At 49.7% G+C, this 20,179-nt stretch carries 16 protein-coding genes; 6 read left to right on the forward strand and 10 right to left on the reverse strand.

Features of this window, described 5'->3' with window-relative positions:
- Nucleotides 1–76: 76 nt before the first annotated feature.
- The 5 genes from CFF01_RS08615 to rmuC form a co-directional block, all read right to left on the reverse strand.
- Entirely contained in the window at nucleotides 77–2,146 is a 2,070-nt protein-coding gene (locus CFF01_RS08615; protein WP_088904531.1) for a transglutaminase family protein, read from the reverse strand.
- On the reverse strand, nucleotides 2,136–3,125 hold the full coding sequence (locus tag CFF01_RS08620) for a DUF58 domain-containing protein (protein ID WP_088904532.1): 990 nt from the start codon (nucleotides 3,123–3,125) through the stop codon (nucleotides 2,136–2,138). Before CFF01_RS08620 ends, CFF01_RS08615 begins: the two co-directional genes overlap by 11 nt.
- A gap of 4 nt (nucleotides 3,126–3,129) precedes the next feature.
- Nucleotides 3,130–4,041, reverse strand: a complete 912-nt coding sequence (locus CFF01_RS08625) for an AAA family ATPase (protein WP_033538062.1) — start codon at nucleotides 4,039–4,041, stop codon at nucleotides 3,130–3,132.
- A 158-nt stretch (nucleotides 4,042–4,199) separates the two neighbouring features.
- Complete coding sequence (locus CFF01_RS08630; protein WP_088904533.1) at nucleotides 4,200–6,137, reverse strand: transglycosylase SLT domain-containing protein; 1,938 nt, start codon at nucleotides 6,135–6,137, stop codon at nucleotides 4,200–4,202.
- A gap of 53 nt (nucleotides 6,138–6,190) precedes the next feature.
- Complete coding sequence (rmuC, locus tag CFF01_RS08635; RefSeq protein ID WP_088904534.1) at nucleotides 6,191–7,666, reverse strand: DNA recombination protein RmuC; 1,476 nt, start codon at nucleotides 7,664–7,666, stop codon at nucleotides 6,191–6,193.
- Nucleotides 7,667–7,849: 183 nt separating this feature from the next.
- On the opposite strand from rmuC, the gene msrP reads away from it, so the two are divergent.
- Complete coding sequence (msrP, locus tag CFF01_RS08640) at nucleotides 7,850–8,869, forward strand: protein-methionine-sulfoxide reductase catalytic subunit MsrP (RefSeq protein ID WP_088904535.1); 1,020 nt, start codon at nucleotides 7,850–7,852, stop codon at nucleotides 8,867–8,869.
- 18 nt (nucleotides 8,870–8,887) lie between these two features.
- Entirely contained in the window at nucleotides 8,888–9,505 is a 618-nt protein-coding gene (msrQ, locus tag CFF01_RS08645; RefSeq protein ID WP_088904536.1) for a protein-methionine-sulfoxide reductase heme-binding subunit MsrQ, read from the forward strand.
- Between the two features lie 9 nt (nucleotides 9,506–9,514).
- Here the strand turns inward: msrQ and CFF01_RS08650 are convergent, their stop codons facing one another.
- A complete protein-coding gene (locus tag CFF01_RS08650) occupies nucleotides 9,515–10,840 on the reverse strand; it encodes a GGDEF domain-containing protein (protein WP_088904537.1) in 1,326 nt (441 codons plus the stop codon).
- Between the two features lie 15 nt (nucleotides 10,841–10,855).
- On the reverse strand, nucleotides 10,856–11,836 hold the full coding sequence (locus CFF01_RS08655) for an ABC transporter substrate-binding protein (protein ID WP_088904538.1): 981 nt from the start codon (nucleotides 11,834–11,836) through the stop codon (nucleotides 10,856–10,858).
- A gap of 222 nt (nucleotides 11,837–12,058) precedes the next feature.
- On the opposite strand from CFF01_RS08655, the gene CFF01_RS08660 reads away from it, so the two are divergent.
- Nucleotides 12,059–13,705, forward strand: coding sequence for a methyl-accepting chemotaxis protein (locus CFF01_RS08660; RefSeq protein WP_088904539.1), 1,647 nt, complete (start codon nucleotides 12,059–12,061; stop codon nucleotides 13,703–13,705).
- Between the two features lie 31 nt (nucleotides 13,706–13,736).
- On the opposite strand, the gene CFF01_RS08665 is transcribed toward CFF01_RS08660, so the two are convergent.
- Complete coding sequence (locus CFF01_RS08665; protein ID WP_033538070.1) at nucleotides 13,737–14,051, reverse strand: hypothetical protein; 315 nt, start codon at nucleotides 14,049–14,051, stop codon at nucleotides 13,737–13,739.
- A gap of 195 nt (nucleotides 14,052–14,246) precedes the next feature.
- On the opposite strand from CFF01_RS08665, the gene CFF01_RS08670 reads away from it, so the two are divergent.
- Both CFF01_RS08670 and CFF01_RS08675 read left to right on the forward strand, forming a co-directional pair.
- Complete coding sequence (locus tag CFF01_RS08670; RefSeq protein WP_033538071.1) at nucleotides 14,247–14,732, forward strand: putative 4-hydroxy-4-methyl-2-oxoglutarate aldolase; 486 nt, start codon at nucleotides 14,247–14,249, stop codon at nucleotides 14,730–14,732.
- Nucleotides 14,733–14,776: 44 nt separating this feature from the next.
- Nucleotides 14,777–16,612, forward strand: a complete 1,836-nt coding sequence (locus CFF01_RS08675; RefSeq protein ID WP_088904540.1) for an AsmA family protein — start codon at nucleotides 14,777–14,779, stop codon at nucleotides 16,610–16,612.
- Nucleotides 16,613–16,729: 117 nt separating this feature from the next.
- Here CFF01_RS08675 and CFF01_RS08680 read toward each other — a convergent pair whose 3' ends face one another.
- Nucleotides 16,730–18,265: a LysM peptidoglycan-binding domain-containing protein gene (locus tag CFF01_RS08680; protein ID WP_088904541.1), complete on the reverse strand. Its 1,536-nt coding sequence runs from the start codon at nucleotides 18,263–18,265 to the stop codon at nucleotides 16,730–16,732.
- 107 nt (nucleotides 18,266–18,372) lie between these two features.
- Entirely contained in the window at nucleotides 18,373–19,152 is a 780-nt protein-coding gene (gloB, locus tag CFF01_RS08685; RefSeq protein ID WP_088904542.1) for a hydroxyacylglutathione hydrolase, read from the reverse strand.
- A gap of 287 nt (nucleotides 19,153–19,439) precedes the next feature.
- On the opposite strand from gloB, the gene CFF01_RS08690 reads away from it, so the two are divergent.
- Nucleotides 19,440–20,162: a class I SAM-dependent methyltransferase gene (locus tag CFF01_RS08690; protein WP_088904543.1), complete on the forward strand. Its 723-nt coding sequence runs from the start codon at nucleotides 19,440–19,442 to the stop codon at nucleotides 20,160–20,162.
- Nucleotides 20,163–20,179: the final 17 nt, after the last annotated feature.

Below are 20,179 nucleotides of genomic sequence, written 5' to 3' on the forward strand. Positions count from 1 at the left end.
GAACGCCAATCCTGGTGACTCTCTAGGGGATTAAATTTGAACAAGTGCCCATTCTACGATTGTTTTTTACACTAATTCAATGACTTTGGCTTAGTTTGTCAGCATCTGCAGTAGGGGCGATATCGTCTGGATTTGCCTTCAGCCTGACGATGGCAAGCTTTAGCTTGCGCAGATCTTTTTTCAATTGACGTTTAAGCTGCTTGCTTGCCTTAGGGGAAGGGGCACGGTACTTGAGGGTCATATAGCCTTGGGTATAGCGTGTCATCGGCTCTGTGAGTTGCGGCAGGGTTTCAAGCACCCGGGCCTGGTAGGCATCGACCGACTCGCCTGTCTGTTTGGCTAATCCGCGCTTGGCCAGCATACGACTTATCTGTTCAAAACCGGCCACCAGTGGATCGCGGTGGCGGCTAAAATCCAGTAATCCGACGCTATAGGCGATAAACAGGGCGATCACCCCAAAGGCGGCAATTACAAATATTGCCAGTTTAGTCGCGCTGATCTCGCCCAAAAGATCCTTGAGCAGCTGGTTTTGTCGCTCTTCATCGAAGCCCAATACCCATTTGCTCCAGTAATAATCTATGCTGGCGAGCGACATTCTGAGATTGTTGAGCAGCGGGTATTGGCGCAGTCGCAAACTACTAAATGGATTATTGATAAGATAGCTTTGTTCGCCATTAAAGAAGGCGTCAAACCCGTCATCTACACGTTCTGGGGCGATCATCGCCGTGGGATCGTATCGCTGCCAGCCTTTGCCATCGAGCCATACTTCAACCCAGGCATGGGCCATATATTGATAGACGCTGAGGTAGCCTGCTGCCTGATTCCATTCGCCGCCTTGATAGCCTGTGACCATGCGGGCGGGCAGCCCGGATTGGCGCGCCAGGAACACCATTGCGCTGGCGTAATGGACGCAGAAGCCGGCGCGATTCTCAAACAGAAAATCATCTATCTGCTGGGGGCCGACTTGTGGCGGCTCTAAGGTGTAGAAAAATGGTGACCGATTAAACAGGGTCATGATGGCGTTGAGTCGCTGCTCAGGATTCGGGTAATCCTTTGCAAGCTGACGACTCAGGTCTGAGGCTCTTGGGTTACTGTTAGGCGGTAACTCAAGGTTTCGCGCTCTAAGCCTTGGCGTGAGCTCATTATCCAGCGTGGCTTCAGGATAGGAGGCGACCCGGTATTGATACTTCTGGCTTAGGGGCGACTTGGCGTAGAGTCGTCCATCGGGCAGCTCGAGAATATCATTGTCCTTGCTGTAGGCCAGATCCAAGCCAAAGAGCCAGTTTTGATAGCTAGGCTCGGCAATCACCTCATAGTGGATCGGTTCGCCAGCGGGTTGAGGGCGAAAACTGGATACTCTGCGTAAGCGTTGCAGGGCTTTGATCTCGGGATCCTGGGTCCAGGTTTTACCGTCGTATTGATCCAGCACCAAGGCGCGCCAATAGAGCTGATTGTTTGCCGGGCGGCTGCCATCGAAACTGACACGATAGGCCAGTGCGCTCGAGCGTGTCAGTTTGCTTATATCGCCAAAGGAGAGCTCGTCAGACAGGCCGGTCGTCGCGTTTTTGGGATTGGGCACTAACCAGAGTGGTGGCAATCTTGGCAGCACCATAAACAAGATGATCGCTAGCGGTAGGCTTTGTAGCATTATCTTAGCGCCTAAGCTTGCTGTGCGTTTGATCGAGGTGCTGTCCAGATAGAGACTCACCAGGACACAGATATTGATGGTAGCGACTAACGTCAGTTGTAGGGTGAACCAGAGGCTTTGTTTTTCGATCAAGGTCACGGCAATCAGGAAGAAGCCGACCAGCACTACGGCGCGCACGTCGCGTCGATCGCGCATCTCAATATATTTAAGGGCATAGCCTAAGATAAGCAGATTGATCAAACCGTTTAATATGCCTATCTGAGCCGTGACCAAGGCCAAGGTGACTGCGGAGGCAATCGCCAGTCCGGTCACCAGATAGCGGGGCGGTTTTGCCACCTTGCCGGTAAAGATCCCCACTCGCCAGACGAGGCAGATAGCGCAGATCGCCATGCTCCAAGGGGTCATCTTGTCATAGAGGGGCGCCAATACACTGAGATTGACGAGTAGCAGCCAGAGCAGGCTTTGACGACCTATGATCTCTCCCTGTTTATCTGTCATGGGAGTGCTCCAACACCTGTGGGTAGACCGCCAAAGTACTGAGTACCAAGCGTCTGTGCTGCTCACCACCTGCCGGCGCTATGGTTTTACCGGGCAATTTGAGACCGTATATTTGCCCTTTTGCAAATAAACGGTCCACCGTCCAGGTTAGTTGGCTAAGTTGTTCCTCCAGTGTTGCTGTGTCATCCAGTACCAGCCATTGCGGCGCGCTTTGGGGCTGTTCAAACTCCTTGGTCAGCATGCCGCGCCCCTGAGCCAGCTGTTTCCAGGCGATTTGATTGAGCGACTCACCGGTGACGAAGGGTTTCAGGCCGCGAAACTCATCGACTCCCACCACGTATTTGCCCTGATCCTTGTGCTCGTCATTGTCTCCGGCTTGCTCGGCGCTGAGCGCAATCTTGCCCGGCTTTGGATGGGCAAAGGCGATCTGGGCATTGGCAAGATCCACATAGGACCAGGCGCGGCATAACCCCAAGGGATAACGACTCTCGACTTTAAGCCTGCCTGGGTCGACCCAACCTCTGCGATCATTGGCTAAGGGGATTAGGGCTTCTTGGGTTTTGCCGTTGACGCGCGTGATGATTTGCGGCGATTGCTCCTCATAACTGAGAATCACCTGATGTTGCACCTGTTTCGCACTGAGTAATACAGGGTAGAGTAACCTCTCACCTGCGTAGGCTTCCGGTCCCACTTTGGCTTCCAGTGTCATGCCGGCAAGGTTGCGATAGCTGTAGATGATGCAGGTATTGAATAGGCTGAGCAGCAAGATAGAGAGGCCGATCACCAAGTTATTTTGATAGTTGGTGCCAAACAGAAACAGCAATATCACAAACAGTAGCCAGAAGAGGCCGAAGCCCGTCGGCAAGATAAAGATACTTCTATGGGCCAAGGTGACGCGCCGACTGGCTGGTAAACGCCTGTCTATCCAGGCTTGCCACCATTGTCTCCATCGTCCGTGACCCGTCGCTAAGCTTGTCATGGGATCACAAAATAGGGTTAGTACTGGCCAGCAGGCGCTGGGAGAGCGCCTCGCCCTGTTGTTGACTGGTGTGCCTGAGTCTGTGCTCGGCAACGGCGGCGAACACCGCCTGGACATCGTCAGGCACCAGATAATTTCGTCCATGGATAAAGGCCCAGGCCTTAGCGGCACTCAGCAGTGCTTTGCTGGCCCTTGGCGAAAGTCCACAGCCTTCGTTTAGCTGGCGAGAGCCTTTTACCAGCGCCAGAATGTAATTGAGCAGGGCGTCAGATGCCTTGACCTCAGCCACTTGTGCCTGGAGATCCATCAAGATCAGGGGGTCGATGCAGGCGGGAAGCTTGTGGAACTGGGGAGAGATATCCTCGCCCTTCAACATCGCCTTTTCGGCTGTCTCATCGGGATAACCGATGGAGATCCGCATCATAAAGCGATCCAGTTGCGACTCAGGCAGGGGAAAGGTACCTGATTGCTCGCTGGGGTTCTGCGTGGCGATAACGAAAAAGGGACTGGGTAGCGGATGGGTGACACCATCTACCGAGATCTGATGCTCTGCCATCGCCTCTAGTAAGGCACTCTGAGTCTTTGGACTGGCGCGGTTGATCTCATCGGCCAGGATCATCTGTTTAAAGATAGGACCGGGGTGAAATACAAACTGAGATTGCTCTTTGTCGAAGATAGAGACCCCAAGAATATCGGCAGGCAACATATCGCTGGTGAACTGGATACGCTGATGGCTCAGTCCCAAACTTTGCGCCATGCCTTGGGATAGACTGGTCTTACCCATGCCGGGAAGATCTTCAATAAGCAGGTGCCCTTTGGCCAAAATGCAGGTGAGGGCAAGTTTAAGCTGATGGGGCTTACCCAGCAGCACTCGCTGCAGTTGGGCCAAGATTGAGTTGATGCTTGAATGGGACATGAAACTCCTTAAGGTGATCACTCAATGGTCAGAAACAATCGTCAAGTCGGCCTTTAACTATGAGGCAGAAGTCTATGATTGGCTAGCTTTTTTGGTCAGAGCACTGTGAATGAACAAGTCACTGATTTCTATTACTAGCCTATAGGGGGCGGGTGCAGTCAATATTTAAAGGCCAACTCCTGCGGCGAAAAAAGTGCGACCGGCTTTTGCTGCTTAGCTTGATAAATTGCGCGGTAGCTAAGCACCGCCTGGACATATTCTCTTGTCTCGGTAAAGGGGATCGACTCGATAAAGGCGATGGCATCCAGCTTGCCTTGGCTTTTTTCCAGCCAGCGTTTGACCCTGTGGGGCCCGGCGTTATAGGCCGCCGTAGCCAGAATGCGATTACCGTCGAATCGTTCGAGCAGTGACTTATAGTAGCGACTGCCGAGCGTAGTGTTGAGCGACACATCGTAAAGACTCTTACTGCCGCGATAGCTGAGGCCATGTTTGCGAGCGGTTTCTTTGGCTGTACCAGGCATGAGCTGCATCAGGCCCCGTGCGCCAACGCCTGAGGTGGCAAAGGGGTAAAAGGCGGACTCGCGGCGGGCAATGGCGCGGATCTCGTCAATATCGACTTTGGCCTCTTTGCTGGCGCGCTTAAAGGCTTCATCGGCGGCAAAGGGAAAGCGCAGCTGCATATCATTCCACAGCTGTCCCTGTATGCTGGCCTGAACGCCTAGGTCGTGCCACTGATTGCGTTTTGCCAGCAAGGCGTACTGGGCCTGCAGAGATTTGGGGTGCCGCCCCAAAAGTAGTACCCATTCGGCGCGGGCATCTATGGTCTTATCTAAGGCCAAAAGCTCTTGCACCCGGGCAAGGCCGGGATCGATTGACAGCTGAGGTGTCAGGCTCTCATCCAATAGGGTGTCAACCTGGGCGAGATTGATCGGCTTATCGATCAGGTGCGCGGCCGTAAAACCGTAAAAGTTGCGCTCTTGACTGAGGGACTGCAGCGTTGAGTTGGCTCCATCTGCCTGGGTGTCCATGAGACGTCTGGCTAACCAATATTGCCAGCGCGCCTTATTGCGAGTGCCTTCGCTCAGCAGTGGCAGGTACTTGTCTATATTGGTTTCATCGGCTTCTCTGATGGCCCAGCGCAGGCGCAGGATTTTAAGATCGTCGCTGTCTATCTTGGGCAGGTGGCTATCGACAAAGTCCTTGAGCTCAGGCTCCTGGGAAATCAAGGCGCGTCTGATCAGGTAGCGCCCGAGTTTGCTGTCTTGATAGTCGCTAAAACGTTTTGATTTTTCGTAGCTTAAGTAGAGTTTGACCGCCTTTATGAGATCCTTTCGCGCCAGGAGCCTAAGGCCTGCATCGACGATGTCGCCATAGATGACCGACTTAGTGCGAAAACGTTTGCTGTGCCTTAGGCTGCGGGGATCTTGGTAGACGGTCAGCAACAGCTTGGCCTCTTTTTGGTGGGTGGTGACCTTAGAGGCCAGGTATTTTAACAGGCTATACTCGCCACTATTAAAGGCCAGAAACATGCGTGACCAGAGCAAGGTTTGGCTGCGATGGCCCGCCTTTTCCCAGGCATTGAACAGGGGATCGCACTCTTTTGGGCGTGATTGGCCATGGAGCCAGAGCTTTTTAGCGCCTTGATAGGCGCTGTCTGTTTCACCTTGATTGAGCATGGCACGGTAGTAATAACATTGCAGCGAGATGTTACGCGGCGCCTCTGGGCTGAGGGCGAGAAAATGACGCCACTGCTTTCGTTGGCCGGCATTTTCCAGATAGCGATGGCGGGCACTGTTATAGAGCGGAGTCCCTTCGAATGCTTTGATAGCCTGCAGAGCCTGGTTGCCGGGTAAATCGACTATCTTGTCCATGTTGGCGTGATAGTCGAGATAAGGGGTGAGGGGATAACCTTCGAGCTGCTGCCTGAGTTGCTGATAGCTTGCTTGATTATTTTGGCTCAGCGCCTCTCTGGCATCAAGATATTGCTGCTGCGCCTTGGTCAGGGGGGCGGCTGAGAGTGTTAATGGCAGTAAGCTGCCCAGCCACAGGAGGAGATAGAAATTGGCATAATAAAGTGTGCCTAACCGCTTTGGCATTGTCGTCCAGTCCTTTTCCCTGTTTACCTAAGACCCTATAGTATCGCGTCGCTTTAATTCAGTTTTATGTCATTGTCCAGGTGTTCACTCAGCGCCTTATCTAACAGCTGAGCATCTAACTGTTTGTTAGTTGATACCCCCAGTTGCTGCATCTGGTGAGCCTGCCGAATAAGGTTACCCTTACCTGAGGTCAATTTACCCATGGCGGCCTGGTAATGCTTGTCCAGGGACTCCACGGCACGGCCAACTTTTTCCATGTCTTCAAGGTAGCCGCATAACTTGTCGTAAATTTTACCCGCTTGCTTGGCAATGCGTTGGGCATTTTGATTCTGATATTCATAGCGCCAAATATTGTTGATCGTGCGTAGTGCCACCAACAAGTTGGTGGGGCTGACCAGCATGATATTGTTTTCTAGTGCATAGTTTATCAGCCCAGGCTCATGCTCTAATGCCAGCAAGAAGGCAGGCTCCAATGGAATAAACATTAGCACATAATCCAGGCTTGTTAAGCCGTGCAGTGCTTGATAATCCTTTTGACTGAGTCCTTTGATGTGGTTGCGAATAGACAGGCAGTGTTCCTTGATGGCTGCAGCCTTAGTTGCCTCATCTTCGCTGTTGAAATAGCGTTCGTAGGCGAGTAAGGACATCTTGGCGTCGATCACCACATCTTTGTTTTCGGGTAGATGGACGATGACATCAGGCTTAAAGCGTTTGCCATTGTCGTGTTTTAAATCTTGTTGGGTCTCATATTCGTGCCCTTCGCGCAGGCCGCTCTCTTGCAGCACGCGCTCTAAAATCACTTCGCCCCAGTTGCCTTGCTGCTTGTTGTCACCTTTAAGCGCCTTGGTAAGGTTGATGGCGTCCTGACTCATCTGCAGGTTGAGTGCCTTGAGGGATTCCAGCTGGTGCTTCAGTGCACTGCGTTCACTCTGCTCAACTGTGTAGGATTCTTGAACCTGCTTTCTAAATCCTTCAAGCTGCTGTTTAAAGGGAGAAAGCACGTTTGATAGCTGCTGTTCATTCTCATGCTGTAATCGCTGGGTCTTTGCATCAAAAATTTTGTTGGCTAAATTTTCAAATTGTTGGGTTAGACGGGTCTCAGACTCATGCAGGTGCTGAATTTTATCTTCCAGCGCCCGTTGCTCGGTTTCAAATTTCACCGTCAGGGTCTGTTGTAGAGCATTGGATTTTGACAGTGCCAGTTGAGTCTCCATCTGTTTACGCTGGCTTTGCTGTAGTTGTTGTTCTAACTCCTCGGCGCGTTTAGCCTGGGCCTGACTCATGCCCAGCAGATTGATCTGCTGCTCGAGTTTCTGCGTAAGAACTCCTACTTCGCTGCGTTTTTCTTCCAGTGTCGCCTCGAGTAGCAGCATGGCGTTGGTGTGCTGCTGGATAAGCTCTTCTCTGACCGTTTGCCATTTAGCCCTGGTTAGACGCTGGTTGAGCAGGGCGCCAATAAGCAGTGCGAGCAAGGAGACGGCTCCTAAGACAATGATTTGTGGTAGAGATAAAGGAAGTTCGGTCAGCATAGTCAATATCCGTTTTAGGCTAGGCGGTTAGCGTCTCATGTGGCACAAATGGGTTCAAGTAGCGATCGAGTAAATGACGAACACTTGTTCGTTAAATATTATTTAGGTGAAATTTTTTAAGGCATTAGACTATCTAATTCAGCATAGGTTGAAACGATTAATGACAATGAAGTGGTGAAGCATATGGCAAAAGGTTCCCAAGGCAGAGCAAGCTGGAATGAGAAAGCATCGCAGGTAACGCCTGAAGCTGTGTTTAATGATAGGCGCACTATTGTTAAGGCGTTAGGCCTAGGCGCGCTGGGGGCCAGTATTCCCGGTCAGGTGCAGGCGGGCTTGTTTGATCTGTTTGGCAAGTCTGAGCCGCAATCGCCCTTTGTGACCCACCCCTTAGCCTTTTCGCACAACAAGGGGTTTGGTCAGCAGGAGATATTGACGCCCGAACAGAAGGTGACCACCCACAATAACTTTTATGAATTTGGCACCAGTAAGACGGATCCTTATGAAAATGCTCAGGGGTTTAAGGTCGATCCCTGGACGTTGCGTATTGATGGCATGGTGGATAAGCCGCTGACATTAGATCTTGATGATTTGCACAAGTTGTTTCCCCTAGAAGAGCGCATCTATCGTTTGCGTTGCGTCGAGGCCTGGTCAATGGTGATCCCTTGGGTGGGGTTTTCTCTGAAACAGTTACTCGATAAGGCGGGGGTAAAATCAGGTGCGACCCATGTGGCGTTTGAAACCCTGTTCGATCCCGATCAGATGCCAGGGCAGAAAAGCCGTTTAATGGGAGGGGGTATTCATTATCCCTACGTGGAAGGCCTGCGCCTTGATGAGGCCACCAATGAATTGGCCTTTATGGCCGTAGGTCTCTATGGCAAGACATTACCCCCGCAAAATGGCGCGCCGGTACGTTTGGTGGTGCCTTGGAAATATGGCTTTAAGAGCATCAAATCTGTGGTGCGGATCCATGTCATGGATAAACAGCCGCCCACCAGCTGGAATCAGCTGGCGCCACATGAGTATGGTTTCTACGCCAATGTGAACCCTAAAGTGGATCACCCAAGGTGGTCACAGGCAACCGAGCGACGTATCGGTGAAGGGGGGATCTTCTCCGCCCAGCGGATCCCCACCTTGCCCTTTAATGGCTATGGCGAGCAGGTAGCCCATCTCTACAAGGGGATGGATTTGAGTCAGTACTACTAAAACGCTTGGGGAGTCACTTTGTTTAGATTACAGGCTCGGCATCTGCTGCCTTTGAAAATCCTGTTTCACCTGATAGGTCTTGTGCCTATTGCGCTGTTGGTGTGGCAGGTACTGACGGATCGCGCTGGCGGCGATCCGGTTCAGTATATTATTCACTATACGGGAATGGGCACCATCAACGCCCTGGTCGCCGTGTTACTCATCTCGCCCTTGGCCAAGCGGTTTAAGTTGGGACTCTTGATGCAGACACGTCGTCTTGTGGGCCTCTATGTCTTTGCCTATGCATCGCTACATATTTTTGCCTTTTTGAGTCTGGATCTACTGTTTGCCTGGCAACTGCTGTTCAGTGAGATCGTCAAGCGTCCTTACATCTTGGTGGGTGCATGCGGCTACATCATCTTGTTATTGCTGGCGCTGACCTCTTTTAACAGGGTGAGGCGAGCCATGGGCAGGCGCTGGCAGCAGCTTCACAATGGTATCTATCTGCTGGCCTTGCTGGCGCCGATTCACTTCTATTGGTCGGTTAAGTCTGAGGTCATAGAACCGAGTTTCTATCTGGCTGGTTTGATAGCGCTGCTATTAGTGAGAGTGGATATAAAGCAGCTGAGAAACCGCTTGTCTGTACTCACAGGCTAGGTTTACAGACTAGGCGAGCTGGCTACCGATTTTTTCTGCCATCTGGGGCGAAAAATGGTGGCTATTACCACTTATTTTTTTCGCCTGATACATGTTGTCGTCGGCGATTTTAATAAGGGCTAGTCGGGTGAGGTCATCTTCGGGGTACATGGCAACACCAATACTGACGTTTAATGAGACGCTAGTGCGGCCACAAACGATAGGTGGGGATAGTTGTTGAATGATCTTATCGATCACCAGAGAGACCTCTGTAATGTCGTTGATGGGCTCCAGCCAGACGACAAATTCATCGCCTCCTAGTCGACCACAGATATCAGAGCTACGCACGGCGTTTTGGATCCGTCTGGCGGCGGTCAATAACACCTTATCGCCATTGTCATGTCCCAGACTGTCATTGACCTGCTTAAACTTATCTAGATCGATAAATAACATGGCGGCGTGCATCTTGGTGCGTTGACAGCGGGCGATAGCCGTATCGATCTGGCGCTCAAAGGCGCTGCGAGAATAGAGCCCGGTAAGATCGTCGTGCTCTGCTACATACTTAAGCTTTTGTGTTTGGCGTTTAAGTTGTTTGGTTTGTGCCGCCACTTCGCCCTGTAATGCCTCTTTCTTAATGGTGGTTTCTTTGAGTTTCTGGGTCATAGCATTGAATTTCTGCGCCAATATTGCCAGTTCGTTTTTATGAACAATTTCGATATGGTTATCGAGATCACCTTGGCTTAACTTGCTGATCCCTTGGGTTATCCTATGAAGGCTCTCCCTGAACACCTTGAGGGTTGAGGTGGTTACCAGCAGCAAAATTACTGAGCCAGCCAGTAGAAAGAAGATGGTAGTAGTGAGAATTTTTGATTGCTGCTCTGCAAGACTGTCAATGACGAGTCGTTGCAGGCTGGTCAGATCTTCGCTCATGGACTGAATGGTGATATTAAACCTGGTGGTTAACATGCCGCGGACCGAGATGATCCCCCGCTGCGGTTGAGAACTCATTTGTTGGCCAGTTAAGATGAGCAGGGCGGAGAGACTGTCGGTCATACGGTTGAGGTTTGAGGTCAAAACCTTAGCCTCGGGCACCAAAAAGTGGGCGTTAGCCAGTTTAATCTTAAGCTGCTCGTGAGCGTCCAGGGTTTGATTCAATACCTCTTCATCTTGGAACTCTTGTAGCGCCCAGAGTCGACTTCTCAGCACATCTATGGACGTTTCCAGCTCCATGATGTGAGACATCTGCTGTAGGTTTTCTTGTTGAATATTTTTGAGGCCAGCGAAAGTCAGCAAGATGGTTGTTGTCAGAAACAGGCTGACAAATAGCAGCAATTTCAACCTGGTATTGATCATCATAGGTCTAATAACGTCCTAGTTGTCGAGCGCCTGCATAAGGGCTGAGTCGTCCAGAAGCAGCCTGTAATCTGGTGTGTTCTCTGTTTCTACCGCACCACTGGCAATTGCCCAACGTGCTTGCGCATGTAAGTTGGAAAGCAGCGAGTTATTTAAAGATAGCCGAAAAATATAATCGTTCCATGCCCACTCCAACTCTGGCAGGGGCATATCCAGATAGTCACTGATAATTTGTTTTGCGCGTTGAGGATGCTGATTAATGAAGTGCTGTGCGCTTTTTAACGCCTTTAAGATATTGGCGTGGTGATTTTGATTTAACTTGGCATTGTTCTCTGTTGCGACCAAATTAAAGGAGAGGTTATAGATCCCTTTGCCAGGATATTGATATATCTTGTCATCGTGTTCTTTTATCAGTTGATAGCCAAAGGGCTCCCACACCGAAATGGCATCAACCTCTCCCGACAGCAGGGCGGGCCCAAGTGCTTGGGGTGACATAAATACCTTCTCAAACTCCTGCTGTTGATGACCACTGATGATAAGAAATGCATCGGCAAAGAACTCACTGGCGCTGGCTTTAACCATACCTATTTTTTTTTGTTGGAATTGAGTCATGCTCATTGGATGACCATCATTAAGCGTCAGCAATTTGAGATCGTTATCTGATTCGACAAAACTCGCCAGGAGGCGAAAATCACTGCGCTCAAAGCCATTAAACATGATGACGGTTTCTGAGCTGGTGGCCAGATCGGCAACCCCTTGTATCATGGCTTGAAAACAGAGGTGGCCACCGCGCAGCGGGATCAACTCGATGTCGAGATTGTAGGGCTTAAAAAGTTCCAGTTCTCTGGCAATAATAAGTGGTGCGCTGAGGGGAGTCGTTGAGGTGGCGATTTTAAATTTGGTGGGCGGTTCTGTGGCGGGGGCTTTTGCGCCCCACCAGTTAATCGATAACAGTCCCATGGTGATAATCACCAAGAATACTATTCCCTTAGTCTTCATTGCTTAAGATTACCCTTATAAAAAGTGTTGACACTTTAGTGTAGTTGTAAATAGCCAAATCAGACGGATTATTCCTTCATCTGCATTATATCTTCTCTAAGCCGTTATTTTATTCTACAAAAGTATACATTTATAGGTATTTCCAGTTTTGACAAACCTCTGATGATAGACGAAATTTAAAGGGTCCGTGGACTAATCCGGTTACTTTTCGAGGTGTCGCCTATGAACGCCATCTATACGCTATTTCGTAAATTTAAAATTGCCCATCGATTGCTGTTAATGCTGCTGCTCGCCATAGTGGTGACCGGCATCATGTTTATTTTTGCCTTGATGAATATCGAAGAGGTGTTGATCAAGGAGAAAGAGGCTAAATTATCGGCGCTCTCCGATGTGGGTGAGAAGGTGATTAGTCAGTTCTATGAGGCGTCTCAATCGGGCGATATGTCGACCGAGGAGGCAAAGCGTGCTGCCATTGAGGCGTTAGATGCGTTGCGGTATGAGGGCAACGAATATTTTTGGACCATAGATCGCCAGGGAATAATGGTACAACACGCTTTTGCTAAGAAATTGGTGGGCACTAATGTGTTGGGGATGAAAGATCCTAACGGTGTACAGCTATTTAAGAAGATGGTAACAGGTACGGCGAATAACGAGTACGCTTTGGTTGAGTATATGTGGAACCGACCAAATGCCACGGAACCCAGTCCTAAGATGAGTGTGGTTAAGCGGTTTCAGCCCTGGGGCTGGATTGTGGGCACCGGAATCTACGTCGATGATATTCAAGATGAAATGCAAGCTTTTAGCGGTAAATACCTGCTGATCTGTATTGCGGTGTGGTTACCCGTTATTCTAATCCTTGGTGCCATATCCCGCAGTATTTCTGCGCCTATGGCCGATACCATAGCCGCCTTTGAAAACATTGCCAGAGGCGAAGGGGATCTCACCTTAAGATTAGAGGAATCGGGTCGGGATGAACTGAAGCAGGTTGCCGCTAGCTTTAATGTTTTTGTGGCGAAGATCCAAGCCTTGGTTAATTCGGTTGCGGCTTCCGTTTCCCATAGTCGTGAGCTGGCCGAAGGCCTGGCCGATATCTCGTCCCAGGCCAGTGCAGTAACGGCTAACATGCAGGCAGAAACCCAGAGTGTGGCGACGGCGATTAATGAGATGTCGATGGCCTCATCTGAGGTCGCATCTAATGCACAGTTGGCTGCCGATAGTGCGGGTAGCGCCGATGTTGAAGCCGATAATACCGTCATAGTGGTCGATGGTGCCGTGGCTAAGATTCAGAGCCTGTCAAACGAGTTGGAAGTGACCGCTAGTGAGGCGCAGGCATTGCAGGTTAGCTCGGGGCAGATAGGGCAGATCCTCGATGTGATTGTGGGAATAGCCGAGCAGACCAACCTGCTTGCGCTGAATGCGGCAATTGAGGCAGCACGGGCTGGCGAAGCGGGCCGCGGCTTTGCCGTGGTGGCCGATGAGGTTCGAACCCTGGCCAGTCGCACGCAAGAGTCGACCCAAGAGATCAATGGGATCATAGAGGCGATTCGCGCGTCCGTTGAAAGTGTTAATGCCTCGGTGGCTCGTGCCAAGGCACAATCTGAGCAAACTGTGGGTGAGACGACTCAAGTTGTCGATGCCTTGCAGATGATTAAGTCTTCAATAAAACAGATCTCTGACATGAATATTCAAATTGCCACCGCAACAGAAGAGCAAAGTGCAGTGATCGCCGAGTTGAACATGAATGTCACCCGAATTAACGACATCTCGCTGGAGAATCAACAAAAGAGTGAAGAGATTGGCAGTACCAGTGAACAAGTTAAAGTGGGTTCTGCCGAGCTTGAATCGCTTATTTCAACGTTTAAACTGTAAGTAAAATAAGTGGCCTGCCAAGAGCAGGCCTTTATTTTTCCTGCTGGCTCATAATATTCAACACTTGGTCGTAAGGCAGGCCATATTCTCGTGACAGGTTAATGACCTTAGTTTTAAAAGTTTGAATATTTTCCTGACGAGCCTGGTTGGCTTTCTCTTCTTCGACTAATTTATTGACGACCTCTTGTAAAATAAGCAGCCTGCGTAGATTAAAGTCTAATGATTTTAGATACTTCTCCATTTGTGCTTGAGTGCGTGCCTGACCCAGTTCAATGCTGTGTTTCTGGTCATAACCAAATTTATCGAGGGCCGCCATTGCATCTTGTAAATCGAGTTTATCTGTCATTTTATTCCAATGTGTCTTTGCCGATCACACACAATTATGTATCGGTTCATTGAGGAGCATAGTGACAAAATGTCACCTGGGTAAATTAGGGAAAGCACATTTTAAAACCGATCGAATTTAAATTCATCTAATTTTCATTTTATTCCTGCCTTGTTATAGTAACTTCATCATTGGTTTAGTTGCAGGGAGGCTGCAATGCTGGATCTTTTGCCCGATCTTTTCGATCGTTATGATGCTCAATTATCGCTGTTAGCGCCCCATTACCGTCAGTTTGGCCAGAAACACATTTTCTGGGGGGAGGTGGTGACGGTGAAATGTCATGAAGACAACTCCAAAGTCAAGCAGCTGTTGTCACAACCCGGGCAAGGTAAGGTGTTGGTCGTCGATGGTGGCGGCTCAAACCGACGGGCCTTGCTTGGCGATATGATCGCCCAGAGCGCCGTGGACAATGGCTGGAGTGGCATAGTGATCAATGGTTATGTGCGAGATGTGGCAGCATTGAAGCAGATGCCTATTGGTATTCAAGCACTTGGAGCCAATCCGATTAAGACGGATAAGCGTGATTTGGGTGATGTTAATATTACGCTGGAGATAGATCGCGTTATAATTAAACCAGGTATGATGCTTTATGCAGATGATAATGGCATTGCCGTGTCATCAATGCCGTTGGATCTCTCGTAATTGGTCGAAAGCCAGTTGAACACTCCTACCAGATGGAACCTGTTATGAAATTTTTAAAATGGCTACTTATCGTATTCGCCTCTCTTTTCCTGTTATTGGCCGCTTACCTGACGCTTATTTTTGACCCTAACGATTTTAAACCGCAAATTGTCGAGGCGGTGAAAAAACAAACGGGCAGAACTCTCACCATTAACCAAGATCTGAGTTGGACCTTCTTTCCAAGTATCGGTATTGCGCTGGGTGACATTAGTCTCTCTAATCCTAAGGGCTTTAAAAACGACACCATGCTCAAGGTTGATGGCATAGTCGCCGAAGTCGCTTTGTTGCCTTTATTGAGCAAAGAAGTTGAAATTGCACAGCTCAACCTCGACGGTCTAACGCTTAACTATGATAGTTACAAGAATGGCCGTACTAGCCTAGATGGATTAACGTCCGGCGGTGATAAGGCTGGCGCTGAACAAGCTGCAAGTGACAGCAAGCCTGCAGAAGGTAGTGTGCAGCTCAGTAGCCTCAATATCGGCGGAATTGCCATTACCAATACTCAGGTAAATCTTTTCGATGAGGCGACGGGTAAGGTACAAGCGCTGAAGTTAGAGGCACTGACCTTAGGGGCATTTAGCCTAGATAAGTTCGCCGATATTAGCTTTAAGTTTTCTATGGTTCAGCCCGAGATGACGCTAACCAGCGAAGGTAATGGCGAGATTAAGGTCGACAGCAGCCTGGCCAAGATCACCATTAAGGATTTTGTGGTTGAAAACATCGTTGAGGGCGACGCAATTCCTAACAAGCGGATGCAGATGGATCTGACCAGTCAAATTGAACTAGACAATCAGGCGAAGACGCTGGCGGTAGTCCTCTCTAGTCTGAGTCTTGAGCAAATTAAGGCCCAGGGTAAGTTGGCCGTTAATTACGGTGCTAAAGTGCCGGATGTGGTGGCCTCTATGAGTTTTGGCGACATAGATCTGACTCCCTATATGGCGAAAGGAGAGGCAGCTAAAGCCGATGAGAAAGGCGGCGCAGCCAGTGCGAGTGCCCAAGAGCCTGATTTGACCGGTATGAAGGCGGTCAACCTAAAGCTGGATCTTGATATTAAATCCGTGGTTGCCGATAAGATCAAGACAGAGAATTGGTTGATGAAGCTAATGCTTAAAAACGGCGTGTTAGATGTCAATCAACTTAGCGCCGATCTTTATCAAGGCAAACTGCTTGCCAGTGCGCAGCTTGACGGACGTAAGAAGGTGGCCAGCTATCGCTTTGATAAGAAGATCTCGGGGATTCAGGTGCGCCCACTGCTTACCGATGCTGCCGAGGTCGATATGCTTGCCGGTACCACAAATTTTGAGGTGGCAGGCAGTGGCTTTAGTCTTATCCCTGATAACATTAAGCGTAACCTCAATGCTAAGGGACAGTTTGAGATTGCCGATGGTTCACTCTATGGTGTGAATATCCCGCAGATGCTGCGTGATGCTAAGGCTAAGTTGGCAGGGGATTTAAATGCCACCTCAGCTGGTGAAAAGAAAACAGACTTTACCAGCCTCACGGGCAGTTTCACTATGGCTAAGGGTCAGGTTACCAATCCCGATCTGAATATGGCATCGCCTCTGATCCGCCTGCAGGGTAAGGGCAATGTTAACCTCTTATCTGAGGCGATCGATTATGCCCTTAAAACCTCTGTTGTGGGCTCATTAGAGGGCCAGGGTAGTGCCGAGAAGGATGAGCTTTATGGTTTGGAGATCCCCTTCGCTATCAGTGGCACCATCAGTGAGCCTAAGTTCGCTTTAGATACGGCGGCATTGTTTGATGCAAAACTGAAGAAAGAAGCCGAAAAAGCCACTGATGATCTAAAAGATAAGCTGTTTAAGAAGTTAGGTGGGTTTTAGTGGCAACTCATTTAATGGTGTAACACGCGATAAATAGCAGTCACAAAAAAAGCGATGCCTTGGCATCGCTTTTTTATCTTTATTAACCCGGTGATTTATCGTTACCAGTCGAGGTGATTAAACTCGTGATTTAGTCACATCAACATACAGGGTCAGCTTCTGTCCTGGTTGTAGATATTTTTTGGTCGACAGGCTGTTCCATTTAACCAGTTGGTTTACGCTGACATTGAATTTACTGGCTATTTTAGCCAGTGAATCGCCAGAGCGTACTGTGTAATTGACTGTGCGGGTGACCGCCTTATCCTTGCCTTGTTGCCAGATCACCAACTTTTGCCCCACAGAGAGAGTATCTTTTGGGGCCATACCATTCCATTTAGCCAGTTTAGACACACTTACCTTGTGCTGTTTGGCGATAAGCCAGAGTGAGTCCCCTGATTTAACCTGGTAGCTGAGTTTATAGCCGTTACCACCAGATTGACGTTTTTGTAATCTTTGGTCCGCAGACAAGAGATACTTGGCGGGATCTTTGGCAGAGATAGGGATCAGTAGATGCTTGCCGGCAATAATACGGTTGTTTTTAATATCGTTAACCGCACGGAGCGCCGATGGTGTGGTGTTAAAGCGCTTGGCGATTAGCCCTAGGCTATCACCCGACTTTATCTTATAACGCTGCCATTTTAGGCGCTGATCTTGGCTGCTGGCCGCTAAATTAGTTTCAAACACGTCAGCGCGATCAAGCGGCACCACTATCTGGTGAGGGCCTTCAGGCGCAGTCGCCCACTGGTTAAAGCCAGGATTTAAGGCGTGCAGTTCGTTAAGCTTCATACCTGCCATCTCGGCGGCGAGTGCCAGATCGATTTGGCTGCCTACATCAACAACTTTCAGTTGCGGCTGGTTAGGAATGGGGTGGAGCGAGATCCCATATTTTTCGGCATTGGCTACGACATCGGCGAGTGCTAATAGTTGCGGGACATAGCGCTCAGTTTCCCTTGGTAGGCTCAGTGCCCAGAAATCGGTCGCTAGCCCTTTAGACTGGTTGCGTTTCACCGCATTGAGTACACGCCCTTCGCCCGTGTTATAGGCGGCAATAGCATAGAGCCAATTGTTGTGGGTTTTTTGATAGAGGTATTCCATCATATCCAGTGCTGCCGTGGTTGCAGCAGGCACATCGCGGCGACCGTCATACCACCAGTTCATCTCCAGGCCAAAGTGTTTAGCCATGGGGGCAGTAAATTGCCATAAGCCAGATGCAGCGCCATGGGAATAAGCGAAGGGATCGAATGCGCTCTCGACGATAGGCAGTAGTGCCAACTCGATAGGTAAGTTGCGCTGCTCTATCTCTTCGACAATGAGATACATAAAGGGCTCAGCACGCTCAGAAACGCGGGCCAGGTGCTGGGGATGCTTCAGATACCAGTCGCGATACTGATTCACCAGTTTCTGATCGGGTACAGGCATAGAAAGCCCCAGACGAATACGCTGCCACACATCGGTGATCTGAATGGGCTCAGGTTCGATAGGAGCCGTCACTTGGGGTTCAACCACTATGGGGGTTGTGGTGGCTATGGTCGGTTCAGGTTCCGGCTGAGTAAAGGTTTGGCAACCTGCGAGCAGGGAGAGTCCCCCTGCGATCAGGAAAATGGGTAAGCGCATCGACAATAATTCCTTACTTTGGGTCCCTCTAACAAAGCATCTGCCAAGGCGTTTTCCTTGGCTTAGCTGGGCGGGGACTTAATTAGCGCGACATTGTATAGGAATTATTAGAAATTGTCCTTCCATTGACGTAGAAGCGTGAAACTGGTGTCAATATCCGTCACATCCTGGCTGAAATGTTGACCTAATACCGCTTTAATTGTGGCTTGATCGGCGCGCAGGAAAGGGTTGATCTGCTTCTCTAGCCCAATGCTAGAGGGCAGGCTGGGCTGTTGCTGTTCGCGCCGTTGCTTAACGTGAGCGGCGTAGTCAGCCAGCGCCTGGTTGTCATGCTCGACCGTTTGGGCAAAGGCCAAATTAGCTTGTGTGTATTCGTGGGCCGGATAGACCTTGACCTTGTCATCGAGTGCGGCCAAAGCGTCGAGGGAGTGTCTCATCTGCGTTGGAGTGCCCTCAAACAGGCGTCCACAGCCGCCACTAAATAGGGTATCGCCGCAGAAAAGGTGATCGTCAATCAGATAGGCAATATGACCTAAGGTGTGGCCGGGGAGGTGAAATATCTGGGCATTGCTGTCCAGTCTATCGGGGCTGATACTTTCTGTCTTCCCCGAGATGGGATGATTGATCCCCTTAATATTTTCACTGTCTGGACCATACACAGTGAGGTTATGGTCGTGATAGGCTTGCAGGGCTGCTATGCCGCCGGTGTGATCGCTATGGTGATGAGTAATTAAGATCCCATCGAGTTTGATCTCATGTTGCTTTAAATAGTCGATAACCACATTGGCATCACCTGGGTCGACCACATAATAACTCTTGGTGTCATGGGCATGGATCAGCCAGATATAGTTGTCATTAAAGGCGGGAATTGGGGTAACACTGTGCATAGCGATTCTCACTGGGATTGGGTGACACGCATTTAGTTTACTGAGCAAAGCTATTGCGTGTATAGCGCTTTAGGGATTTAATACTAAAATAGTCACATCATTAGGGACTGTTTGTTTTTGTTGTTTGTTTCTGAAGTAGTTTTTAGGCGATTTATAGGATGAAAAAGCTGTGTCACGCCTTGGTTACTCACATGGCGAGTAAAACGCGTTATGATGGCAACAGAAGATCAACTTGAAAAGGCAAACCGCCCCTTGGGAAACCAGAATAATGAGTCTTGGAGTGACCTGTGTCCTTTGATCTGATCAAACCCCAGACTTGGCAGGATTTGCCCAACGGGCTTTGGCTGCAAGAGGCTGTCGAAGATAAGTTGATGCCTTGGTGGCCAAAGGTGTTTGGCTATCACATGCTTAACATAGGCCCGCTAAGTTATGCGTTGGAAAAACCCTGTCTACCGATAGGGCGAGAGTTCTCTCTTTGCGAATCAGCGCTTTGCTCCTTGCAAGGCGAGCACGCACAGCTGCCCATTCAAAATGGGGTGATAGATGCTGTGGTCTGTTCCATGGTGCTCGATTTTGAAGCCAACCCTTATAGCGTATTACGAGAGACCGACAGGGTGCTTATCTCTGGCGGATATCTGTTTATCATAGGTTTTAACCCCTTAAGTCCGGCCTTTTTGGGTAAGATGTTGCCCAGTCGTCAGGAGCTGTTGCCTTGGTGTGGGCGTTTCTTTACCCCCTCTAGGGTAAAAGATTGGCTTGGGTTACTCGGCTATCAAGTGGTGGGCGATGAGCGTCTTGTTTATCATCATCTGCTGAGTGAGATCCATGGCGATTCCATCTGGCAACATGCATTGCAGGCTTGGTTGCCGGGCAGTGGCAGCGTCTATATATTGGTTGCCCGCAAGTTAGACTCTCCCATGACGCCGATAATGGACAAGCAAAAGGTTCGTCAGCCCAAATGGTCGACCGCGCCAACCGCAGGCAGGGTAAAGCAGCTGCGCCTAAAATGATCTTTTCGTTAAGCAGG

The organism is Shewanella marisflavi, from assembly GCF_002215585.1.
GTDB classification, from domain to species: Bacteria; Pseudomonadota; Gammaproteobacteria; order Enterobacterales; family Shewanellaceae; genus Shewanella; species Shewanella marisflavi.